The sequence below is a fragment of the Catalinimonas alkaloidigena genome (genome assembly GCF_029504655.1).
GTDB lineage: Bacteria > Bacteroidota > Bacteroidia > Cytophagales > Cyclobacteriaceae > Catalinimonas > Catalinimonas alkaloidigena.
The window spans coordinates 5,205,959-5,229,312 of record NZ_JAQFIL010000001.1 but is presented as its reverse complement, the minus strand read 5'-3'; the positions used below and the strand labels follow the sequence as shown (position 1 = coordinate 5,229,312).

The 23,354-nt window shown below is 42.6% G+C and carries 27 protein-coding genes; all 27 read left to right on the top strand.

Translation table 11 applies throughout. The features are described from left to right. Window positions 1–20 precede the first annotated feature (20 nt). Window positions 21–1,073 carry a class I fructose-bisphosphate aldolase gene (locus OKW21_RS21320; protein ID WP_277483191.1) on the top strand — a complete coding sequence of 351 codons (1,053 nt, stop codon included), beginning with the start codon at window positions 21–23 and terminating at the stop codon, window positions 1,071–1,073. 25 nt (window positions 1,074–1,098) lie between these two features. Next, on the top strand, window positions 1,099–1,833 hold the full coding sequence (locus OKW21_RS21315; protein WP_277483188.1) for a DUF2911 domain-containing protein: 735 nt from the start codon (window positions 1,099–1,101) through the stop codon (window positions 1,831–1,833). After that, window positions 1,808–2,053, top strand: coding sequence for a DUF2911 domain-containing protein (locus OKW21_RS21310; RefSeq protein ID WP_277483186.1), 246 nt, complete (start codon window positions 1,808–1,810; stop codon window positions 2,051–2,053). The genes OKW21_RS21315 and OKW21_RS21310 overlap by 26 nt, the downstream gene beginning before the upstream one ends. Before the next feature lie 52 nt (window positions 2,054–2,105). Next, window positions 2,106–2,546 carry a hypothetical protein gene (locus OKW21_RS21305; RefSeq protein ID WP_277483184.1) on the top strand — a complete coding sequence of 147 codons (441 nt, stop codon included), beginning with the start codon at window positions 2,106–2,108 and terminating at the stop codon, window positions 2,544–2,546. Between the two features lie 132 nt (window positions 2,547–2,678). Continuing rightward, window positions 2,679–3,251 (top strand): helix-turn-helix domain-containing protein, encoded by a 573-nt coding sequence (locus tag OKW21_RS21300; RefSeq protein WP_277483182.1) that lies wholly within the window; start codon window positions 2,679–2,681, stop codon window positions 3,249–3,251. A 139-nt stretch (window positions 3,252–3,390) separates the two neighbouring features. Then, window positions 3,391–5,655: a heavy metal translocating P-type ATPase gene (locus OKW21_RS21295; RefSeq protein ID WP_277483180.1), complete on the top strand. Its 2,265-nt coding sequence runs from the start codon at window positions 3,391–3,393 to the stop codon at window positions 5,653–5,655. A gap of 33 nt (window positions 5,656–5,688) precedes the next feature. Then, window positions 5,689–5,898 (top strand): heavy-metal-associated domain-containing protein, encoded by a 210-nt coding sequence (locus OKW21_RS21290; protein ID WP_277483178.1) that lies wholly within the window; start codon window positions 5,689–5,691, stop codon window positions 5,896–5,898. 101 nt (window positions 5,899–5,999) lie between these two features. Then, entirely contained in the window at window positions 6,000–6,329 is a 330-nt protein-coding gene (locus OKW21_RS32615) for a DUF6660 family protein (protein ID WP_338130078.1), read from the top strand. 327 nt (window positions 6,330–6,656) lie between these two features. Next, on the top strand, window positions 6,657–11,081 hold the full coding sequence (locus OKW21_RS21285; RefSeq protein ID WP_277483176.1) for a CusA/CzcA family heavy metal efflux RND transporter: 4,425 nt from the start codon (window positions 6,657–6,659) through the stop codon (window positions 11,079–11,081). A 48-nt stretch (window positions 11,082–11,129) separates the two neighbouring features. Then, on the top strand, window positions 11,130–12,359 hold the full coding sequence (locus tag OKW21_RS21280) for an efflux RND transporter periplasmic adaptor subunit (protein WP_277483174.1): 1,230 nt from the start codon (window positions 11,130–11,132) through the stop codon (window positions 12,357–12,359). A gap of 39 nt (window positions 12,360–12,398) precedes the next feature. Beyond that, window positions 12,399–12,761 (top strand): P-II family nitrogen regulator, encoded by a 363-nt coding sequence (locus tag OKW21_RS21275; protein WP_277483172.1) that lies wholly within the window; start codon window positions 12,399–12,401, stop codon window positions 12,759–12,761. 10 nt (window positions 12,762–12,771) lie between these two features. After that, entirely contained in the window at window positions 12,772–13,194 is a 423-nt protein-coding gene (locus tag OKW21_RS21270) for a Fur family transcriptional regulator (protein WP_277483169.1), read from the top strand. 7 nt (window positions 13,195–13,201) lie between these two features. Continuing rightward, window positions 13,202–15,694 (top strand): heavy metal translocating P-type ATPase, encoded by a 2,493-nt coding sequence (locus OKW21_RS21265; RefSeq protein WP_277483166.1) that lies wholly within the window; start codon window positions 13,202–13,204, stop codon window positions 15,692–15,694. Between the two features lie 18 nt (window positions 15,695–15,712). Next, window positions 15,713–16,093 (top strand): DUF3703 domain-containing protein, encoded by a 381-nt coding sequence (locus tag OKW21_RS21260; protein WP_277483163.1) that lies wholly within the window; start codon window positions 15,713–15,715, stop codon window positions 16,091–16,093. A gap of 5 nt (window positions 16,094–16,098) precedes the next feature. Next, window positions 16,099–16,893, top strand: coding sequence for a cation efflux transmembrane domain-containing protein (locus OKW21_RS21255; RefSeq protein WP_277483161.1), 795 nt, complete (start codon window positions 16,099–16,101; stop codon window positions 16,891–16,893). 144 nt (window positions 16,894–17,037) lie between these two features. Then, window positions 17,038–17,679, top strand: coding sequence for a cation diffusion facilitator family transporter (locus tag OKW21_RS21250; RefSeq protein WP_277483159.1), 642 nt, complete (start codon window positions 17,038–17,040; stop codon window positions 17,677–17,679). Between the two features lie 66 nt (window positions 17,680–17,745). After that, window positions 17,746–17,919, top strand: a complete 174-nt coding sequence (locus OKW21_RS21245) for a hypothetical protein (protein WP_277483157.1) — start codon at window positions 17,746–17,748, stop codon at window positions 17,917–17,919. A gap of 30 nt (window positions 17,920–17,949) precedes the next feature. Then, entirely contained in the window at window positions 17,950–18,294 is a 345-nt protein-coding gene (locus tag OKW21_RS21240) for a SpoIIAA family protein (protein ID WP_277483155.1), read from the top strand. A gap of 431 nt (window positions 18,295–18,725) precedes the next feature. Further along, window positions 18,726–18,944: a YnfA family protein gene (locus tag OKW21_RS21235; protein WP_338130122.1), complete on the top strand. Its 219-nt coding sequence runs from the start codon at window positions 18,726–18,728 to the stop codon at window positions 18,942–18,944. A gap of 73 nt (window positions 18,945–19,017) precedes the next feature. Further along, window positions 19,018–19,392, top strand: coding sequence for an ArsR/SmtB family transcription factor (locus OKW21_RS21230; protein WP_277483150.1), 375 nt, complete (start codon window positions 19,018–19,020; stop codon window positions 19,390–19,392). After that, on the top strand, window positions 19,389–20,033 hold the full coding sequence (merTP, locus tag OKW21_RS21225) for a mercuric transport protein MerTP (RefSeq protein ID WP_277483149.1): 645 nt from the start codon (window positions 19,389–19,391) through the stop codon (window positions 20,031–20,033). Before OKW21_RS21230 ends, merTP begins: the two co-directional genes overlap by 4 nt. A 1-nt stretch (window position 20,034) precedes the next feature. Then, the gene (locus tag OKW21_RS21220) at window positions 20,035–20,256 is read left to right on the top strand and encodes a GDCCVxC domain-containing (seleno)protein (protein ID WP_277483148.1); all 222 of its coding nucleotides are present in this window, start codon (window positions 20,035–20,037) and stop codon (window positions 20,254–20,256) included. Next, the gene (locus OKW21_RS21215; protein ID WP_277483144.1) at window positions 20,253–21,596 is read left to right on the top strand and encodes a dihydrolipoyl dehydrogenase family protein; all 1,344 of its coding nucleotides are present in this window, start codon (window positions 20,253–20,255) and stop codon (window positions 21,594–21,596) included. The genes OKW21_RS21220 and OKW21_RS21215 overlap by 4 nt, the downstream gene beginning before the upstream one ends. A 77-nt stretch (window positions 21,597–21,673) precedes the next feature. Next, a complete protein-coding gene (locus OKW21_RS21210) occupies window positions 21,674–22,045 on the top strand; it encodes a metal-sensitive transcriptional regulator (protein ID WP_277483141.1) in 372 nt (123 codons plus the stop codon). Between the two features lie 223 nt (window positions 22,046–22,268). Next, window positions 22,269–22,538, top strand: coding sequence for a thioredoxin family protein (locus OKW21_RS21205; protein ID WP_277483137.1), 270 nt, complete (start codon window positions 22,269–22,271; stop codon window positions 22,536–22,538). An 80-nt stretch (window positions 22,539–22,618) separates the two neighbouring features. Next, entirely contained in the window at window positions 22,619–22,945 is a 327-nt protein-coding gene (locus tag OKW21_RS32865) for a four-helix bundle copper-binding protein (RefSeq protein ID WP_477099977.1), read from the top strand. Between the two features lie 4 nt (window positions 22,946–22,949). Then, window positions 22,950–23,354, top strand: coding sequence for a hypothetical protein (locus OKW21_RS21200; protein WP_277483136.1), 405 nt, complete (start codon window positions 22,950–22,952; stop codon window positions 23,352–23,354).

The following is a 23,354-nucleotide window of genomic DNA, read 5'->3' as shown; positions in this document are numbered from 1 at the left end:
CAACTGTAAATAGAATGGATATGAAAAAGATAAATGAATATTTAGGAGATCAGGCTGAATACCTGTTAGAGTACAGCTGCAAAACCTTTGACAAAACAAGGCTTACCATACCCGGACCGGATTATCTGGATCAGGTTTTTCTGAATACAAACAGAAATCCGCAGGTGCTTAATTCACTATCAAGATTGTATAATAGTGGTAACCTGGCAGGCACGGGCTACTTGTCAATTCTTCCGGTAGATCAGGGTATTGAACATTCCGCTGGGAGCGCTTTTGGCCCCAATCCGGACTACTTTGACCCGGAGAATATTGTACAGCTTGGTTTGGAAGCAGGTTGTAACGGTGTAGCCTCTACCTTTGGTGTATTAGGGCTTAACGCCCGAAAGTATGCGCATAAAATTCCTTATATCGTAAAAATCAACCATAATGAGCTGCTTACCTATCCCAACAAACATGACCAGATCTTATTCGGAACGGTAAAGGATGCCTGGAATATGGGGGCTTGCGCCATTGGGGCTACCGTATACTTTGGGTCGGCAGAGTCAAACCGGCAGATCCGTGAAATTTCAGAAGCCTTCGCTTATGCCCATGAATTAGGGATGGCCACTATCTTGTGGTGTTATACCCGAAATGAAGCCTTCAAAACCAAGGACAAGGATTACCATACAGCCGCTGACCTCACAGGCCAGGCCAACCATCTGGGAGTCACCATTCAGGCAGATATTATCAAACAAAAGCTGCCTGAAACAAATGGCGGTTTCAAGGCTTTGGATTTTGGTAAGACTTCTAAAGAAATGTATGAGAAATATACTTCGGATCATCCAATTGATCTGTGCCGCTACCAGGTAGCCAACTGTTACATGGGCAAGATAGGCCTGATCAACTCGGGAGGGGCATCATCCGGTGATTCGGACTATGCAGAAGCTGTAAAGACGGCTGTGATCAATAAAAGGGCCGGAGGTATGGGATTGATTTCAGGAAGGAAAGCATTTCAGCGACCAAGAAAGGAAGGGATTGAACTACTTAATTTAATCCAGCAGGTGTATCTGGATGAAGAAATTACGATTGCTTAAATATTTATAACTAACCCAATAATCTATGATGAAAAAATTATTTCCCACCGCTATTTTGGCTTTATCAGTACTAATGATTTCTTGCAATGATTCAGTCAAACCCAAAAATACAGCCAACGAAGTGCTGGACTTATTTGTCAGTTCAGTAAATGATAAAAATCTGGAGCCGTTGAATGCAGTTTTCTCTCCAAAAGCAAAAATATACGAACAGGGATCGGTTGATGATTCCTGGGAGCACTACAGAGACGGTCATTTGGGAAAAGAAATTGAGGAGATGCAGGAGATGACATTCTCTGTTGAAGTTGCCGAATCTCTGGTCAACAAAGAGATGACATTATTGCGAGGCAATTATTTGATTAAGGGCGAGATGCAAGGCCAGCAGATTAATTCTGCCGGATTGGTAACCCTTTCCATGCAGGTAGAGGAAGGTATGTGGAAGATTGTTCACCTTCAGTTCTCCAGAGGTTGTAACAAGCCTGCAAACGATCATGCTGCCCATGGTGCAGATAATGATGATAAGTCTAAACCCAAGAGTCCAAAGACGGCAGCTATGGGAAATGCAGGAGATACACACATACACATTGATTATTCTTCCCCAAGTGTGCGGGGTAGAACAATCTGGGGAGGCCTGGTAGAATATGACAAAGTATGGGCCACTGGCGCACACAGGGCAACAGCCATCAATTTTTCAGAAGATGTAGAGATTAATAACACCAAAGTTCCAGCAGGAAAATATGGTTTTTTTCACTATTCCTGGTGAAAACGAATGGACGTTGATCATCAATAAAAACTGGGATCAGCACATGAGTGATGACTATGATCCATCCCTTGATGTAGTAAGAATAAAAGTGAACCCTGAGAAACTATCAGAAAACCAGGAAGCGCTTACCTATGCGGTGAATGAAACGGGCAATTCAACAGCAGAAGTAACTATCGTATGGGAAAAGCTGAAGGTTTCTTTTGAGGTGAAATCACTGTAAAATCAGAATAGCAGGAATGGTATTGCATTAAAGCCATTCCTGAACTTTAAACATGGAGGAGTCTAAGACAATTAAAGCTAAAAGTTTATTAACATGGATGGCGCTGATAGCTTTCGTTCTGAACTTTATCTGGGAAAACCTTCATGCCGGTTTATATAATGAGTACAATCTCTTTATGAAAAGCATCTACTTCCTCGGATGCACGATTGGAGATGTTGTACTCACATTCATCATATACGGCCTTGTTGCTGTTGTCCTCAAAGACAAGTACTGGATTAGAAATTTTAATTTTAAAATATTGCTAATCGTCCTCATAATGGCCAGCTTAGTTTCGTTAACAGCAGAGTGGGTGGCTGTAGAACTAGACTTTTGGAGCTACAATGAGCAAATGCCTGTTGTACCTTTCTTAGATATAGGACTGTCACCATTCCTGGCTATTATAGTCAATCCAATACTGAGTTTTATATGCGCTCGTAAAATTGTTTTTTCGTAGTATTTTCATTGAATAAAAATAGTGAACCATCAAACCGTATAAGCCAATAATTTCGTACATCAAACACCGAATTTTATAAATCATAACGCACTAAAAAGTGTTTATTTAAATGATGATAAATGCCATATCTAAATGACAGACAGTAAAATTCTACATATTAAAAATATGGTTTGCCCGCGCTGTATAACAGCGGTTAAGCAACTCATGGAAGAATTAGAGATACCCTTTCAAAATGTGGAACTGGGTAAGATTGAACTCAAAAAAGGATTAGGGGATGAGGAAAAAAGCAGGTTAAATGAAGGGCTGGAAACAGTGGGTTTTTCGCTTATAGATGATCGCAAAAGCAGACTGATAGAGCAGATGAAAAATTTGATTGTTCAAAAGATTCATCATTCACAGGAGGTTTTAGATGTGAAGTGGGCTGATTTGATCGCTGACCAACTCAACTATGACTATAAATATCTCGGCATGCTTTTTTCTTCGGTAGAAAGCATCACCCTTGAGCAATATATCATCCGCCAGAAAATTGAGCGCATTAAGGAATTGCTGATCTATGATGAACTTACACTGAGCCAAATAGCCTTTCAGTTAGGATACAGCAGTGCGGCACATTTAAGTAGTCAATTTAAAAAAGTCACTGGTATGACACCTTCTCAGTTTAAAAGTACCATTGATAGAAAAAGAAACACATTGGATAACATATAATTATTCAATATTCAAATCCAGATGCTTCGGCATACTGACAATTTTGTAAAACCTTAAGCAAATCCTATAGTACTTATTCCTTCTGCACTTCCGAATTTTGTATTGTTCATCTCAGAACATATAGATTAAAAAATGATATATGGAAGCCATAGATATTATTGAACCAAACAGAAAACCATCTCAAAAGATGGGCAAGACACTAAAAAAATCCTTTCCGGTAACGGGGATGACTTGCGCCTCCTGTGCCTCCAGCGTGGAGTCCATCCTTGCCCATACTGAAGGTGTGGCCAAGGCAAGTGTCAATTTCGCTAATAGTTCGGTATTAGTAGAATATAACGATTCACTCACCTCAGAGGATTTGCGTAAGGCGCTACAGTCAGTTGGTTATGATTTGATTGTTGACGCTGAAAACCCATCAGAAGCGCAGCAGGAGCTTCAGGAAAAGCATTATCAGGAAGTAAAAAGACGAACCATTTGGTCTGCTATCTTAACGCTACCGGTATTCATTCTGGGCATGTTCTACATGGACTGGGTGCCGGGCAGATGGATTTCTCTGGCATTTACCATTCCGGTTTTATTCTGGTTTGGCAGAAGTTTTTTCATTAATGCCTATAAACAAGCCAGGCACGGGAAGGCCAACATGGATACGTTGGTGGCCCTGAGTACGGGGATTGCATTCATTTTCAGCTTGTTCAATACCTTATTTCCTGAGTTTTGGCACAATAGGGGCATACATCCACATGTGTATTATGAAGCGGCTACCGTAATCATCACTTTCATCTCACTGGGAAAAGTATTGGAGGAAAAAGCGAAATCCAATACCTCTTCTGCCATCAAAAAACTAATGGGTTTACAGCCGAAAACATTGAGAGTGATTGTGGATGGAGAGGAAGTGGAAATGCCCATTGCCTCGGTTGAGGTGGGTTATACCATTTTGGTTCGTCCGGGGGAGAAGATACCTGTAGATGGTGAAGTGGCCGAGGGAAATTCTTTTGTGGATGAAAGCATGATTACAGGAGAACCCATACCGGTGGAGAAAAGCAAAGGTGAAAAAGTGTTTGCAGGGACGGTCAACCAGAAAGGTAGCTTTCGCTTTACGGCTGAGAAAGTAGCCGGGGAGACCTTACTTGCCCAAATAATCAAAATGGTGCAAGAAGCCCAGGGGAGTAAAGCCCCGGTTCAAAAGCTGGTGGATAAGATAGCCGGAATATTCGTGCCGATAGTAATGGTTATTTCCATCGTGACTTTTATTACCTGGATGTTGGTAGGTGGAGATGATGCCTTCACGCATGCATTGCTTACCTCGGTAGCTGTATTGGTGATCGCCTGCCCCTGTGCTTTGGGGCTAGCTACCCCAACGGCTATTATGGTTGGTGTCGGAAAGGGCGCTGAAAACAATATTCTGATCAAAGACGCTGAAAGCCTGGAATTAGGATATCAGGTAAATGCTGTTGTTTTAGACAAAACGGGCACCATCACCGAAGGGAAGCCGGTCGTTACGGATATCTTTTGGGAAGATGAGGAGCAATCCGAAAAGCTCAAGCCCATGGTACTGGCCATGGAGTCGCAATCGGAACATCCTTTGGCAGAAGCGGTGGTTCAAAAGCTAAAAGAGGAAGGCATTAAATCTGCAACCATTTCACAGTTTAACAGCATTACGGGGCGGGGGGTTGAAGCAAAGTATAAAAATGGCACGAGCTTCTATATCGGTAACCAAAGATTGCTTGCCGAACATAATATCAGTGTGAGTAATCAACTTGACAAAAAAGCCAAAACACTTCGGGAGGAAGCTAAAACAGTCATCTTTTTTGCCAATCAAGATCAGGCTTTAGCTGTGCTGGCAATTGCCGATAAGATTAAGGAAACATCTAAAAAAGCTATTGAAACCCTTCAGGAAAGAAACATTAACGTGTACATGCTCACCGGTGATAATCAGCAAACAGCCCATGCAGTTGCCGAACAGGTAGGCCTTAAGGAGTTTAAAGCAGAAGTATTGCCTTCCGACAAAGCAGATTTTGTAAAAGGGCTACAAGTCAAAGGAAAAATTGTGGCGATGGTTGGAGATGGCATCAACGACTCACACGCTCTGGCACAAGCCGATGTGAGTATTGCGATGGGCAAAGGTTCTGACATAGCAATGGATGTGGCGAAGATGACGTTGATAACTTCAGACCTGCAGTCCATACCCAAAGCACTTAAGCTATCTAAGAAAACCGTATTGGGTATTCGTCAGAACCTCTTTTGGGCATTCATTTACAACATTATCGGTATCCCGATAGCAGCCGGGCTTTTATACCCGGTAAACGGCTTTTTACTTGATCCGATGATTGCGGGCATGGCGATGGCCTTCAGTTCGGTATCGGTAGTAGCCAATAGTCTGCGGTTGAAAGCAGCAAAAATTTAAGAATCAAATTATAAACTTTAAATAGACTAAATAATGAACACTTTAAAATTCAAAACCAATATCAATTGTGGCGGATGCCTTTCAAAAGTGACTCCCTTCTTGAACGAGGAAAAGAACATAAAAAAATGGGATGTCAACCTTGAAAGTGATGACCGCATACTTACTGTAGAAACTTCTGATCTGACTGAAGAAGAAGTAAAGAAAACGGTACAGAAAGCGGGTTTTAATGCTGATTCGTTGTAATTCAAAGACTTCTGATATCCGAATAGATATCAGAAGTCCTTCTTTTTTAGTAGTCTGATCCAACTTTGCAATATCCTTGCATTGCATTAATCCGTATATTTGTGATAGTGAAAATCGCGTGCTACATATTGAGCTTCTACTTCATGGCCCTGGCAGGGGTTGCCTGTGCCGATACAGTACCTCAGAGGGATACTTCAGAAAACATCACGGTAGTTAATACTGCTAATAACAATCATGACCATGACCACAATCAGGGTTGGGACGGTTGCTCCCCACTGTGCGTTTGTCATTGTTGCCATGTACATTTCTTATTTACTTCGGGAGTTGACTTCACACAGATTGTTGTGAAATTACCTGCTATTTACACTTCTTATTTTCAGGATTTCAGAAGCATTGAAATCTCTGGATTTCTCAAGCCCCCAAGATCATAATCCTTCCTGCCTGATAGGATAAGTATGCGCTGTCGTTAAAGTCCCCTTTATCAGGACTGATCAGGCATTTTACTTACCACTCAGGCATTTTCTTTAATGAACCTTTAATCTTCAAAGGCATCCTTTCATTGTGTTCAATCTTATTCAGAAAGTTGAAAAAATTGAATAAAAACAAAACCAAAAAAAGGAAAAAGAGAAGGAAGAAAATCACCGTCAAACAGATTCTAAGTGGTTTTTTATTGTGTTGGTCTGCATCATACTGATAGTAGCTATGGTTGCCATAGTTTATCACTTCTTCTCTGTCCATTTCAAATAATTAAAAGTCGTATGATCAATAAAATCATTTCTTTTTCCATAAAGAATAAATTCATAGTGGGCCTGCTTACCCTGGCCCTCATTGGAGTTGGAATACACTCCATGTACACGGTCAATCTGGGTTCTGTACCTGATATCACCAATAACCAGGTACAGGTAATGACCGTATCGCCCAACCTTGCCACAGAAGATATAGAACAATTTGTGACCTATCCGGTGGAGCTGGCCATGGGTAATTTGCCAGGGGTAGACGAAATCCGCTCTATTTCCAGGTTTGGCCTATCGGTAGTCACCATTGTTTTTGAAGACGATATGGGTACTTACCTGCCCCGTCAACTGGTGCAGGAAAAACTGAACGAATTAAAAGAAGCCATTCCGGAGAAATTTGGCAGCCCTACAATGGGCCCGATTTCTACAGGTTTAGGCCAGATTTACGAATACACCATTCAACCCCAAGAAGGTTATGAGGCGCAGTATTCACCCATGGAGCTGCTTACTATTCAGGACTGGATCGTAAAAAGGCAGCTTACACTACTTGATGGTGTAGTTGAAGTCAATTCTTTTGGCGGTTATATCAAACAGTATGAAGTGGCTATAAACCCCGAGAAGCTCAATGCTATGAATGTTAGCATCTCTCAGGTCTATGAGGCCTTGGTCAGAAATAACGTCAATACGGGAGGTGCTTATATTGAAAAGAACCGCATGTCCAATTTTATCCGAGGAGAAGGACTAGTGCGCTCCCTGGACGATATCAGAAAAATCGTCATAAAAACGGAAAACGGAATCCCGGTTACGATAGGTGATGTCGCCTCTAAAGTTCACTTTGGCAATCAGGTTCGCTACGGAGCTTTCACACAGGATGGAAAGGAAGCTGTAGGGGGTATCATTATGATGCTGAAAGGCTCCAATCCGAATGCCGTGATTCAGAATGTAAAAGAACGCATGGAAGAAGTAGAAAAATCACTTCCCGAGGGACTGGCCATAAATACGATCATTGACCGGAGTGAATTGATATCCCGGACTACCGATACTGTGAAGACCAACCTGCTGGAAGGAGCACTTATCGTAATCTTTGCCCTAGTTATCTTATTGGGTAGCCTTCGAGGCGGCATCATCACAGCTACCACCATTCCACTTTCTTTGTTGTTTGCTTTCATCTTGATGAAGCAGTTTAATGTGTGGGCCAACCTCATGAGTCTGGGGGCTATTGACTTTGGGATCATCATTGACGGGGCGGTGATCATCATTGAAGGTACGGTCTACGATATCCAGAAACGCATCCGATCAGGGAAAATTAAGTTCAATCAGGGTGTGATGGACGAGGTGGCTTATGATGCCGGTAGTACCATGATGAGTTCGGCATTTTTCGGACAGATTATCATCCTTATTGTTTTTGCTCCTATCCTATTCCTCACCGGTGTGGAAGGTAAAATGTTCCAGCCCATGGCCTACACCTTTGGCTTTGCCATGATTGGTGCCATTATCCTGTGCCTTACCTATGTACCGATGATGTCTGCTCTCTTTATGAAACCCATTCAAAATAAGAAAAACTGGTTTGGCCAGTTTGAACGCTGGCTGGAAAGGCTAAGTGATAAAATTATTGGTGGTATTCAAAAGGCTTACCTGCCCTTGCTAAAAAGCGCCCTGCGTTTTAAAGCAATAATGATTATCGTAGCTATTGTGCTGCTGGGAACAGCCGGGTTCATTTTTTCACGGATGGGAGGTGAGTTTGTGCCTCAGCTTGATGAAGGAGATATCGCCATGCAGGCACTCATCAGGCCTGGAAGTTCCCTAAGCGAATCAAAAGAGGTATCTATCAGGATTGAGAACCTGTTGCTGGAAAGTTTCCCCGAAATAAAAACAGTAACTGCCCGGATCGGGGTGGCGGACATCCCTACCGACCCTATGCCGATGGATATAGCCGATATGTACCTCATCTTAGAAAAAGATAAAGACCAATGGGTGTCTGCAGAGACTAAAGATGAACTAATTGAGCAAATCAAGGATAAGCTTGAGACGCATCTTACAGGAGTAAACCTGGTATTTACCCAGCCGGTAGAGCTGCGTTTTAATGAGTTGCTGGAAGGGGTACGGGAGGATATTGCCGTTAAACTCTATGGTGAAGACCTGGAAGTGCTTTCCGAAAAAGTGCAGGAGATGGCCGATATCATTTCTACCGTGCCAGGAGCTGGTGATGTAAACCCCGAACGGACATCAGGACTTCCCCAAATGACCGTTCGTTACAACCGGGATAAAATTGCACAATACGGCCTGGATATTCAAAAGCTCAATGAGTATGTAAGCTCTGCTTTTGCCGGTGGTGTGGCCGGGGTAATTTTTGAGGGAGAAAAAAGGTTTGACTTAGTCATCCGCTTTGATGAGGCGCACCGTCAAAGTATAGATGACCTGCGCACACTCTATATTGATCTGCCCGATGGCACACAAGTACCCATCAAAGAAGTCGCTGATATTAGCTATGTACCGGGTCCTATGCAGATATCGCGTGACAACACCTATAGAAGAACTTATGTTGGAGTCAATACCAGGGGACGTGACGTAGAGTCAGTGGTGAATGAAATACAGGAGAAACTGGATACACAACTAGATTTACCTCCAGGCTATTACATTACCTATGGCGGTGAATTTGAAAACCTTGAACGGGCTAAGAGCAGATTAGCCATTGTTGTTCCAATAGCACTGTTTCTGATTTTCGTTTTACTCTATTTTGCTCTACAGTCATTTTCACAATCCATCATGATTTATATCGCTATACCCCTGGCAGCTATTGGGGGTGTATTTGCTCTATGGATTAGAGATATGCCATTTAGTATTTCAGCGGGCGTTGGTTTTATTGTGCTTTTTGGAGTGGCTGTGTTAAATGGCCTGGTCTTGATTAACCGCTTTAATTCCCTAAAAGAGGAAGGAGTCACCAGCATCAGAGACCGCATTTTTACAGGAACAAAAGAACGAATCAGACCCATTATGCTTACCGCAACAACAGATATTTTCGGATTTCTGCCCATGGCTTTTTCAGCATCTGCAGGAGCTGAAGTGCAGCGGCCTTTGGCTACTGTAGTGATTGGTGGTATGCTTACCGCAACTTTGCTTACGCTGGTAGTGCTGCCCGTGCTATACACTTTTGTAGAAGGCAGAAGTGACAGAAGAAAAAGCCTGAAAGCACCGAATGCCAACGTGATTGTTGTCCTGATCGTTTGCGGTGGATTGCTAGGATTACCGGCTGTGTCCAATGCCCAACAGCAGGAACAAGAGCAAGACAGCCTGCCTACAGTCACATTAAAACAGGCCAGGAAGCGGGCGGTAGAGAGTTATCCTAAAATTCAATCGGCACGTCTGGAAATTGAAAGCCAACAAGCCCTGAAGAAAACTGCCTGGGATTTTGGCAATACCCAAATATTCACCGGGAGAGAAGAGGTAGGCAATGGTTCGGAGGTGAGTGCTGAAGGAGTGTACACCCAAATAGGCATTCAACAACAACAGATTGACATTTTTGGGATAGCACCCCGTTTGAAATTGCAAAAAGAACGGGTGGCACTGGCCGAATCCGCCCTTGACCTGTCCGTGATAGAGTTGGAAAGGGAAGTAAGCCAGGCATGGGCAATGGTATATGCAGCCAAAAATAATTATCAGGTCTATGAGCAGTTGGATTCTGTCTTTACGGATATTGAGCGGGCAGCCAGAATTAGGCTTGAAGTTGAGGCTACCTCCAAGCTAGAATACTTGGCAACTTCTAACCAGGCCAATCAGGTGAAGATTCAAAAAGAGCAGTATTATCGTGACTATTTGAGTGCTTTACAGCGCCTCAATTTATGGTTTGTCAATGACACCTTGTTCACTGTACCGGACATTCCCGCAAATCAGTTGGATGAACCCTTAAACTATGTAGCCGACTCTCTCGGTAGTCATCCTGTACTCAATGTTTTTCGCCAAAGAGTGAACGTGGCCGACGCAACCATAAAGGAAAGGCGTTCTCAGTTTTATCCCCAACTACAAGGCCAGTACGGAAAACAAACAGTAGACGGACAAAGTGGTTTTTATACCTATCAGCTTGGGGTGCGGATTCCCTTGTTTTTTGGACCAGAATTAGGTAGGACTCAAGCGGCAAAAATTAACCGGGAAATTGCCAACCAAGATTTGCAACAAACTCAATTGGAATTAAATACAGCCTATCAAAGTATGCGAGAGCAGTACCTGAAATGGCTCAATTCCTGGAATTATTACCAGGAAGAAGCCTTGCCCTTGGCACAAGAACAGCGAGCAGGTGCCCTTACAGCTTACCGGGAAGGCGCTATTGATTATGTTTCTTTCCTGCAAAATATCCGGGATGCTATCCAAATAGAGATAGATGCTTGGAATGCGTTTGGCAACTACCTGGATAGCCGCTACCAACTGGAATACTACTTAAAAACATCAAATTAAGCATTTAATAAAATCTGAATGGATAATCAGATTAAAAATATAAGCAAAATGAAAAAGCAAATTATATATATACTGACCCTGGTACTGATTGTATCGGTATTTACGGGTTGCGGAAGCAAGTCGGCTGATAACCAGGATGAAGCTTCCCATGAAGCGCATAATGAGGGTAAAGAGGGGCAGGAAGGGGAAGGTCATAGTGAAGAAGGAATGGCCGAGCTCCACCTTTCGGACCTCAAATTTGAAAGCTTGGGCATCAAAGTTGACACACTACCCACCCGCCCACTATCGGGTGTGGTAGAAGCCAATGGCCAGTTAGAAGTGCCTCCTCAGCATGAGGCTACCGTTACGGCTATTCTGGGAGCCAATGTTACTTCCATAAAAGTGATAGAGGGAGACCAGGTGAGCAAAGGGCAGGTATTGGCATATCTCTCCCATCCCAACCTGTCTAAATTGCAGACGGATTATATACGAGCTTACAGCCAACTACAGTTTCTGGAAAAAGAAAACCAACGACAAAAAAGGTTGTACGAAGAGGAAGTAGGTTCCGGAAAAACCTACCAGCAAATACAGGCGGACTACCAAGCCATGAAAGGGGAAGTAAAAGGCTATGAAGCTCAGCTCAGGCAACTCAGCCTGAATGAGAATAAGGTGCAAAGCGGTGATATTTATCAATACGTACCCGTAGTGAGTCCCATAGATGGATATATTGAAAAAGTAAAAGTTCAGGTCGGTCAATATGTAGACCCTCAGACCGAGATGTTTATGATTGTCAATACCGACCACATTCATGCCGACCTGATGGTGTTTGAAAAGGATGTATATAAAGTGAAGAAAGGGCAGAAAGTGTCCTTTACTGTGGAGTCTGTTCCGGGAAATACGCTGACTGCCAAAATTTATTCAGTGGGTAAGCAGTTTGAGCAAAATCCGAAAGCGGTGCATGTGCATGCAGAGATCGAGAACAAGGAAGATTTTCTGATCCCGGGAATGTATATCAATGGTAAAATCCACACAGAAAATGAGGAGGTAAAAGCACTGCCAGAAGCAGCGATCATTGAAGAAGAAGGCAAACCCTACATTTTTATGGCGGAAGCCCATGAGGAAGAGGGAAAAACGGAATGGGCATTTACCCCTGTTGAAGTGCGAACCGGTATTACTGACGAGGGCTGGACCGAGATCAACCTGCTAGAGCCGCTTCCTAATGGCACTTTGGTAGCTTGGAATAATGCCTATTACCTGATTTCAGAGATGCAGAAAAGCCAGACTTCACATAGTCACTAAATAAAGCAGTTGACAAGAAAACATGTCAACTGCCAAACTTTGAAAAGATTAAAAACTGAAAAAAATAGCAAGATGAAAGAAATCAAAGCACTTATAAAGCCGAAAAAAGTACAAGTAGTGGTAAAGTCTCTGCGCGATGCAGGGTTTGAAAGTGTGACCTTATCTAAAGGAGAGGGAACAGGAGCTCATAAAGATCCCGATGCATCTCCTTCCCTTGACTTTCACTTTACCGATAGCGCGATTGTCAAATTAGAGCTGGTCTGCCAAAATGAAGAATTGGAAAAAGCAGTACAATTAATATGTGGCAAGGCACAAACCCCTGAACCAGGCGATGGGATCATTTACGTCTCTGAAATAGATGATGCGTATAGAATAAAGACATGTGATTCTTTAAAAGAATAATCTCAAGCAAATGATCAAGGATTTAGAACAAAACTTAAAGGCTCACAATATCAAACCTACAGCTATGCGGTTGTTGGTATTAGAGTACCTCATGGGTAGGGAAGCCGCAGTAAGCCTGACCGATCTGTATAAAGACTTTGAGAAATCGGACCGGACGACTATCTACAGAACGCTGAAGGCTTTTGAGGATAATGGCTTGGCACACAGCATTGATGATGGTACAGGTGTTCCTAAATACGCCTTGTGTGAAGAAGGTTGTAAATGCGAAATTGAAAGGGACTTACATCTGCACTTTCACTGCAGAATATGTGGACAAACCAAATGTCTGACCAGTTATAAAATTCCCGAAGTGGATTTGCCTCCGAAGTATGTTCCTGAAGAGGCCAACTTAGTGGTAAAAGGTGTTTGTGATAATTGCTCAGAAGATAAATAGAGAAATTATGAAAAAATTACAAATAAATATACCATTGCTCCTGCCCGAAGTACCGGATGAGAAGGATCAATGTGTGCAAAAACTTATTCAACAGCTTCAAGACAAAGAAGGCCTGGAAAAAGTGCATGTGGCTGACGAAACAGACAATGGTGTGCCTCAGCTTTGCTTTCATTATGATCCTGAAGTCATTTCTATTGACCGCATTCAGTCGATGGCAGAGCAAACCGGGGCGGAAATCACTCAGAAATTTGGACATAAACTCATAGAGGTAGAAGGCATTCGCCATACCCGTCATGCCCGTCACATTGAGCGTGACCTTCGGGATATAGCGGGTATTATGGAAGCCTCAGTATCGGCATCCGGTATGGTGCGGGTAGAGTATGATACGGCCAAGGTGGATGAGGCGGAAATCTTGAAAGCGATGAGAAAAGAGGGGCTTGATATACCGGATACCCAGGTAAGTGCCGAACGATTTCTTGAGCAGGTAGAAAAAACTGAAAAAGAGCATGACCACCAAGAAGGTGATAGTCATGGAGCAGGTGAGGAACATTCTCATTCGCATGGGGGCATTTTCGGTAAAAACACCGAGCTGATTTTTTCCATTATCTGTGGAGCATTGCTCGGAATTGGCTTTGGATTGTCTTATGTAGAGGCTGTGCCTTCCTGGGTGAGCCTCGCATTGTATATCGGAGCCTATTTCTTTGGCGGATATTTCACGGCCAAAGAGGCCATTCAAACAGTGGCAAAAGGCGGCTTTGAAATTGATTTCCTGATGCTGGTAGCGGCCATTGGTGCAGCAATTTTAGGCGAATGGGCCGAAGGTGCTTTGTTATTGTTCCTATTTAGCATGGGGCATGCGTTGGAACACTATGCCATGAACAAAGCCCGTAAATCCATTGCTGCTTTGGCAGAGCTCGCTCCTAAAACGGCATTGCTTAAGAGAAATGGTAAGACCAAAGAAGTCGGTATTGAGGAATTGAGCATCGGTGATATCATCGTGGTGAAGCCCAATAGCAAAATTTCGGCCGATGGGGTGGTTGTCAGCGGTACCAGTAGTGTCAATCAGGCTCCTATCACCGGGGAAAGTGTGCCGGTAGATAAAGAACCGGTGGATAATCCTGATAAAGACTGGTCGGAGGAAAAAGACATCAAAGACGAGAACCGTGCTTTTTCGGGTACTATCAATGGCAACAATACGCTGGAAATCAAAGTGATCAAAGAAGCCAAAGACTCTACACTTTCCCGATTGGTGAAACTGGTGAATGAAGCCCAGACCCAGAAATCACCTACACAGCGGCTCACCGACAAATTTGAGAAGTATTTTGTGCCTTCTGTATTGGTCTTGGTGGTCATACTCAATTTCGCTTTTTTGGTACTGGACGAAACGTTTAGCGAAAGTTTCTACCGTGCAATGGCCGTATTGGTGGCAGCCAGCCCTTGCGCTTTGGCCATTGCCACACCAAGTGCAGTGCTAAGCGGAGTAGCCAGGGCAGCCAAAAGCGGGGTGCTTATCAAAGGTGGCCGTCCGTTGGAAGATCTGGGTGTACTCACCGCCCTGGCTTTTGACAAAACCGGAACACTAACAGAAGGTAAGCCCAAGCTCACCGAAATAACTCCTTTAGGTGATGTAAACGAGCAAGAACTGTTAAAAATAGCAGTAGCCGTAGAAAACCTCAGTGACCATCCACTGGCCAAAGCTGTAGTGCGGGATGGTAAAGAGCGATTGGATGGTACTGATATACCTGATGCGAAAGATCTGGAAGCGGTGCTTGGTAAGGGGATCAAAGCCTCCTTGGGTGATGACAAAGTGTACATCGGCAACCTGGACCTGTTTGAATCCCTGGATGATAATAAGCCGGAGAAGGAAACAGAAGAAAAAGTAAAGTCACTGGAGTCAGATGGCAATACCACCATGCTGATCCGTCAAAATGACAAATACATTGGCATAATTGCCCTGATGGATACCCCGAGGGAAGAAGCTAAAAACACATTGGAACGACTGAAAGAAATCGGTATCAAGCGTATGATTATGCTTACGGGTGATAATCAGAAAGTAGCCGATGCAGTGGCCAAAGAGATTGGACTCACGGATGCTTGGGGCAGCCTGCTGCCGGAAGAAAAAGTAGAAGCCATTAAAGAACTCAGAGAAAAAGAATCCAAAGTGGCGATGGTCGGTGATGGCGTAAATGATGCTCCGGCCATGGCCAATAGTACTGTGGGTATTGCAATGGGAGCAGCAGGCAGTGATGTAGCCCTGGAAACAGCTGATATTGCCCTGATGGCCGACAAGCTGGAAACACTGCCTTTTGCTATCGGTTTAAGTAGACAAGCCAAAGGCATTATCAAACAAAACCTTTGGGTCAGCCTGGGTATTGTAGGTATTTTAATTCCTCTGACGATTTCAGGCATTGCGACCATCGGGCCTGCTGTGTTGATCCATGAAGGTTCCACTTTGCTGGTAGTCTTTAATGCGTTGAGATTGTTAGCTTATAAGAAGTAGCATATAAAAATTAAAAGGATGAAACTAAATACAAGAATGCCCAATTCGCTCAAACCCTACTTTGAAGAAGAGCTGAATCAGTATAGGTTTTATAAAAATCAAAACGATCTACGTACTGCATGGTATCATCTGGAAAGGGCGCACATTTTAGGCCAGACTTATCCCTGGCACCACAGTTATGTTCACTGGAAAATGCTCCTGTTTGGAATCCATATTAAGAACACCAAAGAAATTATTGGACAGATTCCTCGGCTTTTAGTTGGAGGTGTAAAATCATTTGTGGGTCATATTCCGGTTGGCAATACCGGAGGGGCGAATGTTCCGCCTCTTAAGCCAATGACGATTCCCGATGAAATTATGGATATTTTTAAAAGATCCGGTGTAAAGCCGCTCGCATAAATAGAATGAAAAAAACCACATTCCATATCAGCAAAATGGACTGCCCCTCAGAGGAGCAGATGATCCGTATGAAGCTGGAACCTTATAAAGAGGTAAAGCAGCTTTCTTTTGATATCTCAAACCGTAAACTGGAGGTATATCACACGGAAGAAGTAGACAAGATCCATCAGGCCATTAGCGAACTCAAACTCAACGACCGGCTGGAAAACACAGAAGATGAAGCTGAGTTGCCATTAGCTGCTGACGATTCTCACCAGCGCAAAATCCTGTGGTGGGTACTGGGCATCAATTTCGGGTTCTTTGTTGTAGAGATGACTACCGGATGGATTTCCCGTTCTATGGGCTTAATAGCCGACTCTCTGGATATGCTAGCGGATTCCATCGTCTACGGCCTGAGCTTATTTGCTGTAGGTGCAGCTATGTCTCGCAAGAAAAAAGTAGCCAAAATCAGTGGGTATTTTCAAATGGGTCTGGCACTATTAGGCTTTTCAGAAGTATTGCGCAGGTTTTTCAGCGAAAGCGAAACACCTCTGTTTCAGTGGATGATCATCATATCAGTACTGGCCCTCATCGGCAACCTGGTTTCACTCTGGCTGATCAATAAAGCCAAAAGCGATGAAGCGCATATGCAGGCCAGCGCCATTTTTACCTCTAATGATATTATTGTTAATGGCGGAGTGATCCTGGCCGGTGTGTTGGTTTATTTTCTGGAAAGTAAATGGCCTGATCTGGCGATTGGTGGGATAGTTTTCGCCTTTGTGATGAGGGGGGCAGTAAGGATTTTGAAATTAGCTAAATGAAAATGCATGCCTGTTAAAGGAAAACTTTACCTTAAAGAAGCTGCTATTGTTGGCGAAAAAGATGGCAAGACTTTATGAGCGATACTGAGATTCGGTGTTTTGATAAATTCTGGAAAAATAAGAAAATGAAATAATATCAACTAAATGTATATGGAGAAGCAAAGGGAAAAATACCTCAAAAAAGCTCGTAAAGTTCAGGTTTACAATATCATTTATGATACGATTGAAGTAATAGTATCTCTGATCGCAGGTTTCACTTCTGGCAGTGCTGCTTTAATCGGTTGGGGATTAGACAGTGTAATTGAAGTGGTATCGGCAAGTACATTGTGGTGGCGCTTGCACGGAGAAATAAAAGACATTAAGGAACAACAGGTGCGGAAGCGGGAAAAGATAACCTTTTTTGTTATTGCCTCTTCCTTTTTACTGGTGAGTTTGTTTATTACCTACGATTCTATTTCAAAGCTATTAGCTCAGAAAACTCCTTCATGGAGTACAACAGGAGTAATTATACTTGTCATTTCCCTTGTAGTAAATCCTATTCTCATTTGGTACAAATACCGCTATGGCAAAAAGCTGGATAGCAAAGAGCTTATTGCAGATTCCAAGGATACCTTTGTATGCCTTTATCAAACCATTGCGGTATTGAGTGGTTTGCTTGTTGTTCGCTATTTAGATTGGTGGTGGGCCGATCCCGTTGCGGCCTTTCTAATTGTACCCTATGCTCTTAAAGAAGGATGGGAAGCTTTCCAGAATGGAAGAAAGATTTCATATGATCCAAGCAAATAAGAAAGTTTGCGGTAAAGCAAGACAATAGAGTAGCAAGTCGGGCATTTTAAATTTGAAGTAATAAAAATGACAGAGCACTTATTCAACGACTATAAGCACCGTCTCAATGCATTGGATGAGGATATCAGGAAGCTGGCTTTAAAATATGCCGAAGAATTCTACGTCCATGATAAATGCACAAAGGCAGAAGCCATAGACCGGGCAATTGCGAAAGCTGAAATGAAAAAAAGAAAATTATAACTTAACTATTGACCACTATGCTACAGATACTTGAATTCACCAAAAAACAATATAATAGCCACCAGGGCTGAGGATAACCTGACAAAAACGGATATCCAGAAAATACATCCGCTGATTCATAATATTGTGAATCGTGAACAAAAAGTACGGTGGTACTTTGAGATGGAGAATTTTTCCGGATGGAAATTCAATGCGTTCTGGAAGGATTTAAAAATGGATATGTCCCATGCCAGTGATTATGAAAAAATTGCAATGGTAGGCGAAAAGAAATGGCAGGATTGGATCACTCAATTCATGAAACCGTTTACCGATGCAGAGATCCGTTACTTTGATCTGGAAGAAAAAGAAGAAGCAAAGGAATGGATTGGGCAGTAGAAAATAATATAGGAGGAGGTTTTAGAAAAGAGTCAGGCCAAAGCAATCCTTCGGCTTGACTTGAATTATGCTTCACTTTCTCGCTACTAGCAATTGATACTCACAAGGTATCACCACCAAACTCAAAATCCATCACTCTATTTGGGCATACCCACAAGCTCTACCATCGCAAACTCTCATACAATGTGGAGAAAGCCTCCAAAGTCGTGGAAGAAAGTGTATTGCTAGATGCTTATACGAGGCTTTTAGGAAAGCCCGCTAGGATATTTTTACGCTTCTTACACTTTTTGTTTTTAAGTTCAGGTTACTATATTTCTTTATGATTGCAATCTTAAAGTCTATTTTCTTATTTATTCTGGCAGGACTTTGTGAGATAGGCGGGGGCTATTTGATCTGCCTTAAGGGAAAACAAATCGTGGTGGGTTGGTGCTATTGGAAGCCTAATCCTCATTGGTTATGGTGTAGTTGCTACCTGGCAACCTGCTAATTTCGGCCGTGTTTATGCGGCTTATGGTGGAATCTTCATAATCATGGCCATACTGTGGGGATGGAAAGTAGATGGTATTATTCCGGATCGGTATGACATTATTGGTGGGATAATCGCCCTTCTTGGTATGTTAATCATTATGTACGCACCGAGAGCGCATTAAAGTATTTAAGCATTTGCTTAAACTTTAATCTCTTATCTTCGTTATTTAAGTAGTTGCTTAAATATTAAGAGATATGAGTAAATCGTGTATTCGTGTTTTTGCAGATGTTGAGCAGATCCAGCAATGTAAAATCGAAATAGACCGTGTGAAGCCATCAATCGCAAGTGTTGCCAATGCCTTGAGCTTATCGGGCAATGAGGTCAGGCTTAAAATCCTTTACCTACTCAGCAGGGAATTAAAGCTATGTCCCTGTGACCTGAGTGACATTTTGGAAATGACCGTGCCTGCCATTTCCCAACATTTAAAGAAATTGAGAGAAGGAGGTCTTGTAACCAGTGAGAAGGTGGGGCAAACGGTTTTCTATTCACTTCATGAAGAAAACCTGAAGGTAATCAACCCAATTTTAAAAAGTCTTGCTCTAAGTGAACAAAAATCTACTGCATCATGAATACAAGTAACCAACATTCCAAACAGACAGATTTATCAACTAAAAGCGCTGGTGCTGGATTATTCGCAGCAATTATAGCTTCATTATGTTGCATTACTCCTGTTTTTTCATTGCTAGCAGGTATCAGCGGTATTGCCGCCACCTTTTCATGGATGGAGCCATTCAGACCCTATTTAATAGCACTGACAATTGGGGTTTTGGCTTTTGCCTGGTATCAGAAATTAAAACCATGGACAAAAGAAGGCATTGAATGTGCCTGTGAGGAAGATGAGAAACCTTCATTTTGGCAATCAAAGAGATTTCTTGGCATTGTCACCGTTTTTGTAGGGTTAATGCTCGCCTTTCCTAGTTACTCACAAATTTTTTATCCTGATTCGGATAGTTCAAGTTCAGTAGTTGACGAACAGCCGTCAGATGTCAAACAAGCAGCTTTCAAGATAAAAGGAATGACTTGCTCGGGATGCGAGTCTCATGTCAACAATGAGGTTGGCAAATTAGAAGGAGTTCAGGAAGTAAAAGCCTCTTATGAAAATGAGAATGCAGTAGTTAAGTATGACCCTGAAAAAGTAAAAGAGGAACAGATTGTAGAAGCAATTAATAAGACCGGATACAAAGTAGTTGACAAACCTAACGAGAATTAGCATGGAGAAAGAAATCATTTTACAATCCATTATTACCTGTCCCTACTGTGGACACGAGAAAGAGGAAACCATGCCCACAGATGCATGTCAGTATTTCTACGAATGTGAAAATTGTAAAGAAGTAATCAGGCCTGAAGATGGAGATTGCTGTGTTTACTGTTCCTATGGTACAATCGCTTGCCCACCTATTCAGGAAGGCAGTAAAAACAATTGTTGCGGATGAAAAAATACGATGTAATAATAATCGGATCAGGCATGGCGGGGATGACCATTGCCAATAAATGCGCCAAAAAAGGACTAAAAACTGCCATAACCGATTCCCGCCCTTATGGAGGCACCTGTGCTTTGCGTGGCTGTGACCCCAAGAAAATATTGGTAGGAACTGCTGAGATCATTGACCGGGCCAATAAAATGAAAGGAATCGGTATTGAAGGGGATATCTCCATCAATTGGAAGGATTTGATAGCTTACAAAAATGAGTTTGTCTCCAAAATGCCTAAAGGCGTGGAGAAGGGCTATGAAAAAGCGGGTGTAGAAATGTATCATGGATCAGCCAGCTTTGAGTCGGAAAACACGGTACGCATCGGGGAAGATTTGCTTCAAGCTGAGAAAATAGTCATTGCAACGGGAGCAAGACCTGCAATACCAGGCATTCCCGGAGGTGATCTTTCGATAGACAGCACTTGCTTTTTAGATTTAGAACGACTTCCCAAATATATTACGTTTATCGGAGGTGGATATATAGCTATGGAATTTGCCCATCTGGCTGCCAGAGCAGGTAGCAAGGTTACTATCCTGCATAGAGGGAAGCTGCCTTTGGAAAACTTTGAACCCGATATTGTGAAACACCTTGTGAAAGCTACCGAAGAATTGGGGATTGCCTTGCATCTAGAGTCAGAAGTGGTAGCCATTGAAAAAGTAGATAAAGGGTATACGGTAAAGGCTCAAGCAAAAGATGGTGAAAAAACCATACAAACGGATTTGGTAGTGAATGCAGCCGGTAGAGTACCGGAACTGGATAGCCTTAATCTGGAAAAAGCTAATATTTCCTACGGAAAGAAAGGAATTGAAGTAAATGAATACCTACAAAGTGTAATAAATGAGCGGGTGTACGCAGCAGGTGATGCGGCTGCTAGCAAGGGGCTTAATCTAACCCCAGTGGCCGTATTGGAAGGTCATGCAGTGGCAGCCAATATTATCCGGGGAAATTCCAAAAAGCCTGACTATACGGAAATGCCGAGCGCAGTCTTTACCTTACCCACACTTGCTGCGGTTGGCATGACGGAAGAACAGGCAAAAGAGTCAGGCGTTGAATATCAGGTAAAAGGCGGCTCTGCATCAAAGTGGTACAATGCCAAACGGATCAATGAATCAACCTATGCTTATAAAGTCATTTCTGACAAAGAAGGATACATTTTAGGAGCACACATCATCGGGCCTCATGCAGAGGAAATGATCAACCTTTTTGCGATGGCCATTCGTGGAAAACTTAAAGTATCTGATATACGAAACATGGTTTATTCCTATCCCTCCATGGGATCGGATATCGGGTCAATGGTTTAATTGAAATTAGAAAAACCACAAAATTTGTTGTTTACCACCCCGGAAGGAAACGTACCTTTAACAAAAAGCGAAGTATTATGATACCCAAAGACCTAACAAAGGATATAAAAACCCGCCTGCAAAGTATCAAAGGCCAGGTAGATGGTCTGATAAAAATGCTGGATGAAGGAAAAGATCCGGAAAAAATTTTGATACAGTTCAAAGCAGCCCAAAAAGGGTTGGACAAAGCCCATTATTTATTACTGGATGAAGCCTACCGCAAAGCATTAGCCATTAAAATATCCGAAACCGTAGAAGCCTGTCCGGGCAATTGTGGTAATGAAGACCGTATAGAATTTATCCGTCAACAATTTCCTAATCTAGAATTGGACAATCTTACCACTATGATGAATGAGATTGCTAAATTAAAACAGCGCATAGGCTCAGATAATGGCCAAGAGAAGGAATAATTCAGTTTTCTTATTCATGAACCCTTCACAAATATCGATCTTTCTCCATTTTTAGCCATTTCCGTGCTTCCTATACTAACCTTTATCCTTACAAAAAAAATAAATCAAATTTTCTAGCCTTATTCACTTGGCTACCACCCCCTCCCTGAACTTACCTTTGAATTGTTCTTATCCAGAGAGACCCTCAAACATATAAAACTGTACATTTTAAAAGGAGGTAAAGATGAAAAGACAAGTAGAAATATTTACAGCAAACTGCCCTGTTTGCGATCCGGTAGTTCAAATAGTGAAAGATTTGGCATGTGAGCAATGTGAGATCACAATTTATGATTTGGTAAAACAGTGTGAGGACAAAACCTGTCTGAGCAAGCTGGAAGAATATGGAATCAAAAAAGTACCTGCTATTGCTGTGAATGGCTCACTTTTATCCTGCTGTGAAAATCAGGGGATTTCTAAAGAAGAGCTGATCAAAGCGGGTATAGGACAAGGGTAAAAACAAGTAAGGCACGGCTTACATTATATTTTCCCCTTGCTGCCGTGCAGGCAAGGGAATTCATTTAAATCACAAAAATTATGAAACCATTGAGTAATGATTTACAACAATGCATTGACAATTGTAACGAATGTATCACCGCAGCACGCATCTGTCTGGATCAGCACTTAGGCGAGCCGGACATGAAAAAGTGCCACCAGCTTTGCCTGGATTGTATTGCCCTTTGTACGGCATGTACACAGATGTTGGCCTCCCAGTCCGATTACGCCCGCAGGGTATGTGCTATTTGCGCGGATCTTTGCAAGGCGTGTGCAGAAGAGTGCGGCAAATTTGACAGTGAAGTGTGCAAGCAGTGTGCAGAAAAATGTGCAGCCTGCGCAGAAAGTTGTGCTAAAATGGCGGCATAATCTTATGGAAGTCTTAAAATCATTAAAGCAGGATTTCGTCAGCATAGCTTCCTTATTTACATCAGTATCTACCTTGCTGTGCTGTGCCCTTCCATCATTACTGGTGGCTGTTGGTATGGGAGCGGTAGTGGCAGGATTAGTTTCGGACTTTCCGGCATTGATTTGGCTGAGCAAGTACAAGGAATGGACTTTTCTAGGAGCCGGAATATTGATCGGATTTAACTTTTGGCTGTTTTATGGACGTAAGAATAATCAGGTATGTAAAATTGACGAATATGGCAATGAAACACCATGTGATACAGCCGCCCGATGGAGCAAAGTGATTCTTTGGGTTTCATTTGGGCTATACATACTCGGATTATTCTCTGCTTATCTATTGCTTCCGCTTCAACAACTTTTAGGAATGTGA